This is a genomic window from Arcicella gelida (genome assembly GCF_034931025.1).
GTDB lineage: Bacteria > Bacteroidota > Bacteroidia > Cytophagales > Spirosomataceae > Arcicella > Arcicella gelida.
In genome coordinates this window covers 1-6,264 of sequence record NZ_JAYGIL010000063.1, presented here as the reverse complement: position 1 = coordinate 6,264, position 6,264 = coordinate 1, and the positions used below count along the sequence as shown (strand labels likewise).

The 6,264-nt window shown below is 36.5% G+C and carries 3 protein-coding genes; all 3 read left to right on the top strand.

Annotation, left to right across the window (positions count from 1 at the left end):
• Positions 1-521 precede the first annotated feature (521 nt).
• The 3 genes from VB776_RS24340 (at position 522) to VB776_RS24330 (ending at position 6,145) form a co-directional block, all read left to right on the top strand.
• Positions 522-1,574, top strand: a complete 1,053-nt coding sequence (locus VB776_RS24340) for an efflux RND transporter periplasmic adaptor subunit (RefSeq protein WP_323699449.1) — start codon at positions 522-524, stop codon at positions 1,572-1,574.
• Positions 1,575-1,672: 98 nt separating this feature from the next.
• Positions 1,673-4,759: an efflux RND transporter permease subunit gene (locus tag VB776_RS24335; protein WP_323699448.1), complete on the top strand. Its 3,087-nt coding sequence runs from the start codon at positions 1,673-1,675 to the stop codon at positions 4,757-4,759.
• 69 nt (positions 4,760-4,828) lie between these two features.
• Positions 4,829-6,145: a TolC family protein gene (locus tag VB776_RS24330; protein ID WP_323699447.1), complete on the top strand. Its 1,317-nt coding sequence runs from the start codon at positions 4,829-4,831 to the stop codon at positions 6,143-6,145.
• Positions 6,146-6,264 lie beyond the last annotated feature (119 nt).

Genomic DNA, 6,264 nt, shown 5'->3' with positions numbered 1-6,264 from the left:
CCAACAATTTTATAATTTCGTCTTTGATGATTTGTTTCATCCTTAAAGGCTGGTTTGATGCGTGGTAGCTCAAAGTTCAGCCTTTTTGTTTTCAGAAACAAAATCTTCGGGTAGAGTAGCAAAAATGTTATTTCTATACAGAAAATCTTAATTGCTGATTAGAAACAATATTTCCCAATATAGAAATAGAGTGTTTCCATATAGAAATGACATTTCCCTGTATAAAAATAGAGTTTATTCCCTCGCTTGGTGTAGTGTTTAACTACTTCATCTTAGAACGAAACCGAATCTGACTCCTTTCAGTCTAAGCCTACTTTTTTATCCCTCAGATTTTGAAACTTCTACGAGCAGGGGTGACTCATTACTAGGCAGTTAATTGGTATAATTAATCCACTTATCTATAGAAATGATAAGTTAGTCGAAATATATTAAGAATACGAAGTAAATCGGGACAAAAGGTTATTCTTTATAGAGTACCTTTATAGGAATTTAGCAAGAAAATTATTCATACAAACTTAAATATGAAGCAAAAAAATACGCTTTCAATGGTATCTGTTGGGGCATCAATCTGTTTAGCTTTAGCTAGTTGCGAAAGTAAGAAACCTCAAGACAATAATAAAAAAGAAGAGCAACCTGCCATCGTCGATGTGGTAATTGCTAAAAAACAAAGTATAAGTTCGGATGTTGAAGCCAATGGTTCTATCGTTGCCAACGAATTCGTTGAACTTCATACAGAAGTTAGCGGAAGAATCACCTACTTGAATATTGCAGAAGGGACTACTGTCAATCAAGGAACAATTTTGGCAAGAATCAATGATGCGGATTTACAAGCGCAGTTGAATAAAACTAAAGTTCAGCTTGATTTAGCCGAAAAAACAGAAAAACGTTTGGCAAAGCTTTTATCAATTAATGGGATTAATCAAGGTGAATACGATACTGCTTTGAACCAAGTAAATAGTTTAAAAGCAGATTTAGCCTACACAGAAGTATTGATTGAAAAAACGGTTTTGAAAGCTCCTTTTACTGGCGTATTGGGTTTGCGTCAAATTAGTCAAGGTGCTTATGTTGCACCTACAACCATTATTGCTACCATTCAGCAAGTCAATAAATTAAAAGTTGATTTTACTGTTCCTGAAGAATACACGCAACTTATCCGCAAAGGAACAGTTGTGGAAGTAGAAGTGGAAGGACAAAAGAATGCTCGTTGCAAAGCTGTTGTGATTGCTCGTGAGCCACAAATCAACCAAACTACTCGTAATTTATTGGTGCGTGCTTTGTTATCAAATTGCACTGCTAATCCTGGAACTTTTGCTAAAGTATATTTCAGTGCTGGCGCTGCCCAAAACAGTATTTTGATTCCGACAAATGCTATTATTCCAGATGACAAAACTAAAAAATTGGTCGTTGTGAAAGATGGAAAAGCTAGCTACGTAACAGTAGAAACGGGTTTCAGACAAGAAGATGTTGTTGAAATTACGAGTGGATTGAGCGAAGGCGATTCTGTAGTGGTTGATGGTGTTTTATTTGCTCGTCCAGATAAACCTGTTAAAGTAAGAGGCGTAAAAAACTTATAAGTCTTTTACTTTCTTCGTTCAAAATCATCATTCAAACGATTTCATAAAAATTAATCACTCTTTTAGTAGAGACTGGATTAATTTAATCAGCATTATTCATGAATATTTCAGAATTATCTCTTAAAAGACCCGTATTTGCCACGGTGATGAATGTCTTGATTATCCTTTTTGGGGTAGTTGGATTTTCGTTTTTGGCAGTAAGGGATTACCCTGCCATCGACCCGCCCATTGTTACCGTAAGAACTTCTTACACTGGTGCGAATCCTGATATTATTGAAAACCAAATTACAGAACCGCTCGAAAAACAAATTAATGGTATTCCAGGGATTCGTTCAATTACTTCATCAAGTACGCTTGGTAGTAGTTCTATTACGGTGGAATTCAATTTGGATGTACCATTAGAAGCTGCCGCAAGTGATGTGCGTGATAAAGTAGCACAAGCCGTGAGAGGTTTACCTCAAGATATTGACGCTCCGCCAGTTGTTTCTAAGGCAGATGCTAACAGTGATTTTATTTTGCTTTTGGCAATCCAAAGTAGAAGTAAAAGTTTATTGGAACTGAGTGATTATGCCGAAAACGTTTTGCAGCAACGTTTCCAAACCATCAATAACGTAAGTAGTGTAAATATTTTTGGTCAAAAGCGTTATGCCATGCGTATTTGGCTGAAAACCAACCGTATGAATGCCTATGCTTTGTCGTTCACGGATGTTCAAACGGCTTTGGCTCGTGAAAACGTTGAATTGCCAGCAGGTAAAATTTATGGGAGCAATACCGAAATGACGATTCGTGCTGTGGGAAGATTAACCACAGAACAACAATTCCGTGATTTAATTATCCGTGAAAGTAATACTGGTATTGTGCGTTTGGGTGATATTGCTGATGTAGAATTGGGACCAGAAACACTTGAACAAAGTTGGAAATACAATGGCGTTTATTCTGTTGGTTTGGCAGTTGTTCCTCAGCCCGGAGCGAATTATATTAAAATTGCCGATGAATTTAATAAACGATTAGAAGAAATTCAGAAGGAAAACAAATCTGATATTCAGTTTAAATTATTGATTGATAACACCAAAAACGTTCGTCGTTCTTTGAAAGAAGTAGAAGAAACTTTGGTGATTTCATTTGGCTTGGTAGTTTTAGTAATTTTCTTCTTCTTCCGAAATTGGTTAATTGCCATTCGTCCATTGATTGATATTCCAATCTCTCTGATTGCTACTTTCTTTATCATGTACATTTGCGGATTTACGATTAATGTTTTGACATTACTCGGAATCGTACTGGCAACAGGTTTGGTAGTAGATGATGGGATTGTTGTTACTGAAAACATTTTCCGAAAATTAGAGCAAGGTTTGCCTATTCGGAAAGCGGCTTTGGAAGGAAGTAAAGAAATTTTCTTTGCCGTAATTTCTACTTCATTAACGCTTGCGGTGGTTTTCCTTCCTGTTATTTTCTTAGAAGGTTTCGTAGGAAGTTTATTCCGTGAATTTGGGATTGTGGTAGCTGCAGCGGTATTGATTTCTGCTTTTGTTTCCCTGACGATTACACCAGTACTGAATGTGTATTTAACTCGTAAAAAAGCAGGACACGGTTGGCTTTACGACAAAACTGAACCTTTCTTTACGGGTATGGAAAGTGGCTACAAAAACATTTTGAAAGGCTTCATGAAAGTTCGTTGGGTTGCGTGGATAATTGTTGTGGCTTGTGGCGTGTTGATTTGGCTTGCTGGTAAAAATCTGCAAAGTGAAATTGCCCCAATGGAAGATAAAAGCAGTATTCGTTTTACGGTAAGTACTGCCGAAGGTTCAAGTTATTTATTTACTCAGAAGGTTTCAGATGAAGTAACGAATTTCTTGAATGATTCTATTCCTGAAAAAGACTTCGTATTTAATGCTGTTCCAGGTTTTGGCGGAAATGGAGGTACAAACTCTTCTGCGGCTCGTATTGGTTTGGTTGACCCAGACCAAAGAACAAGAAGCCAAGATGAATTGACGAAGTTATTGAACAAGAAAATGAGCCGTTTTAATAACGCTCGTGTATTTGGTATTCAAGAACAAACTATATCGGTAGGTTTGGGTTCAAGAGGTAGTTTACCTGTACAATTCGTATTACAAAATATTGATTTTGCGAAAATTAAAGAAGCGATTCCTAAGTTTTTGGATGAAGCTCGTAATGATAAAACTTTCCAAAATGTTGACGTAAACTTGAAATTCAACAAACCTGAAATTTTAATGACTTTTGACCGCATCAAAATCAAGGATTTAGGTTTAACCACACAAGATGTTGTAAGTGCTGTTCAAGGTGCATTTAGTGGTAGAAGATTAGCTTACTTTACGATGAATGGTCGTCAATACGAAGTAATTGCACAAGTAGAACGCAAAGAAAGAAAAGAACCAACAGACATTGAAAACCTTTTTGTGACTAATGTTCGTGGAGAAAGAATTCCATTGAGTGCGGTGGTGAAATTGGAAGAAAGTAGTAATCCTTCCACATTATTTCACTTCAACCGTTTGAAATCGGCTACCGTCTCGGCTTCATTGGCAGAAGGAAAAACAATTGGTGATGGAGTAAAAGCGATGCAAGCCATTGCAGATAAAGTATTGGATAAATCTTTCCAAACGGCATTGAGTGGTCCATCAAGAGATTATTCTGAAAGTTCATCAAACACTGCTTTTGCTTTTGGTTTAGCTTTGGCTTTGATTTACTTGTTATTGGCAGCACAGTTTGAAAGTTTCAAAGATCCTTTCACCATCATGATTACTGTGCCATTGGCTTTGGCGGGTGCATTAGGTAGCCTTTGGATGTTTGGACAAACTTTGAATATCTTCTCTCAAATTGGGATGATTATGTTGATTGGTTTGGTAACGAAAAATGGTATTTTAATTGTAGAATTTGCCAATCATAAGCGTGCCGAAGGAATGTCAAGAATTGATGCCGTGGTAGATGCCGCAGCACAACGTTTGCGTCCGATTTTAATGACAAGTTTGGCTACTTCATTGGGTGCTTTACCGATTGCTTTAAGTTTGGGTGCTGCTTCAACAAGCCGTATTCCATTAGGAACAGTAGTAGTAGGCGGGATTTTATTCTCATTAATCCTTACGTTAATTGTGATTCCAGCCGTTTATACTTTTATCTCTAATAAAACTTACAAAACGGAAGAATCTAAATTGGCAGAGGAGTTAGACTAAACAAGAACCTAACCTAATGAAAGAATAGCTTACACGTTAAGCTAATAATTTGAAAATCAACGAAAAAACATGAGAATATTTCTTAAATATACTGTTCCTTTAGCGTTCTGTTTGTTGGTTACAGGCATTCATACGATTGTGGCTCAGCAACAAATTACACTAAGCCAAGCGATTGAAACAGCCTTAAAAAACAATTTGGATATTCAGATTTCAAAGAATGCGCTTACTGCCAGTACCGTTAATAATTATATTGGTGTTGCGGGCGGTTTGCCAACAGTTACGGGGACGTTCAATACCAACGAACAAGTAACTGGTTTGAACCAAGAACTAAGTAACGGAACAAGTACCAACAGAACTGGCGTAGTGTCGAACAATACTAATATGAGTGTTACGGCTACTATGATGTTGTATAATGGGGGTAGAGTAATGGCTACTAAAAAGCGTTTGGAGGAATTGCAAAAGCTAAGTCAAGAACAAGTTAATACAAGTGTTCAGAACGTCATTGCTGATGTGATGTTGAAGTATTTTGCAGTGGTACAACAGCAAAATTTTGTTTCAACATTACTTCAATCTATTGAAGTTTCAAAACAAAAACTTTCATTGATTGAAGCTCGTAAAAGTGTTGGTTTATCAAACGAAGCTGAATTCTTGCAAGCGAATTTGGATTTGAATGCACAAACACAAGCTTTGCAAACACAAAAAATTGTGATTGAACAAAGTAAGGCAGACTTACTTCGTAGTTTAGTACTAAATCCTAAAACAGCAATTACCGTTACAGACACCATTGAATTAGATAAAAGTCTTCAATGGGAAAACATAGAAGCCAACATCAAAAAGCATCCAAGTATTTTATCGGCAGAAGCCCAAATTAATGTGAATCTTTTGTTAGAAAGAGAAGCCAATGCTAGACGTTATCCAACAGTCAACTTAAATACTGGTTATAACTACGGACGAAACCAAAGTGGGGCAGGATTTACTTTATTAAACCAAACTTATGGCCCATTTTTAGGGCTAAATGCAAGTATTCCAATCTATGCAGGAACAGTGAATGCTCGCCAAGTACAAGTAGCCAAGATTAATACTGAAACAGCTCGTTTGCAGAAAGAAGTAATTGCTCAGAATTTCCAAAACACTGCGGCAAAATCTTGGGAAGCATATACTAATACTTTGCAATTGATTGAAGCAGAAAAACAAAATTATGAGTTGGCAGATAGATTATTGAAACTGATGAATCAACGTTTTCAATTAGGACAAGCCACTATTATTGATGTTAAACAAGCTCAGCAAAGTTTTGAGAACTCTGGCTATCGCTTAAATAATTTAAGCTACACAGCAAAAATTGCAGAGATTACTTTGAAGCAAATAGCTAGTCAGTTGGGGAATTAATTTGGCTTCCCTTTAATCTTGTAAATATTTAATAATCAACACATTGCCAATAAAATAACCCCGAAGAAGTGTCAATACTGGCAATTTTCGGGGTTTTTCTGTATTTTGTTACTGCTAAG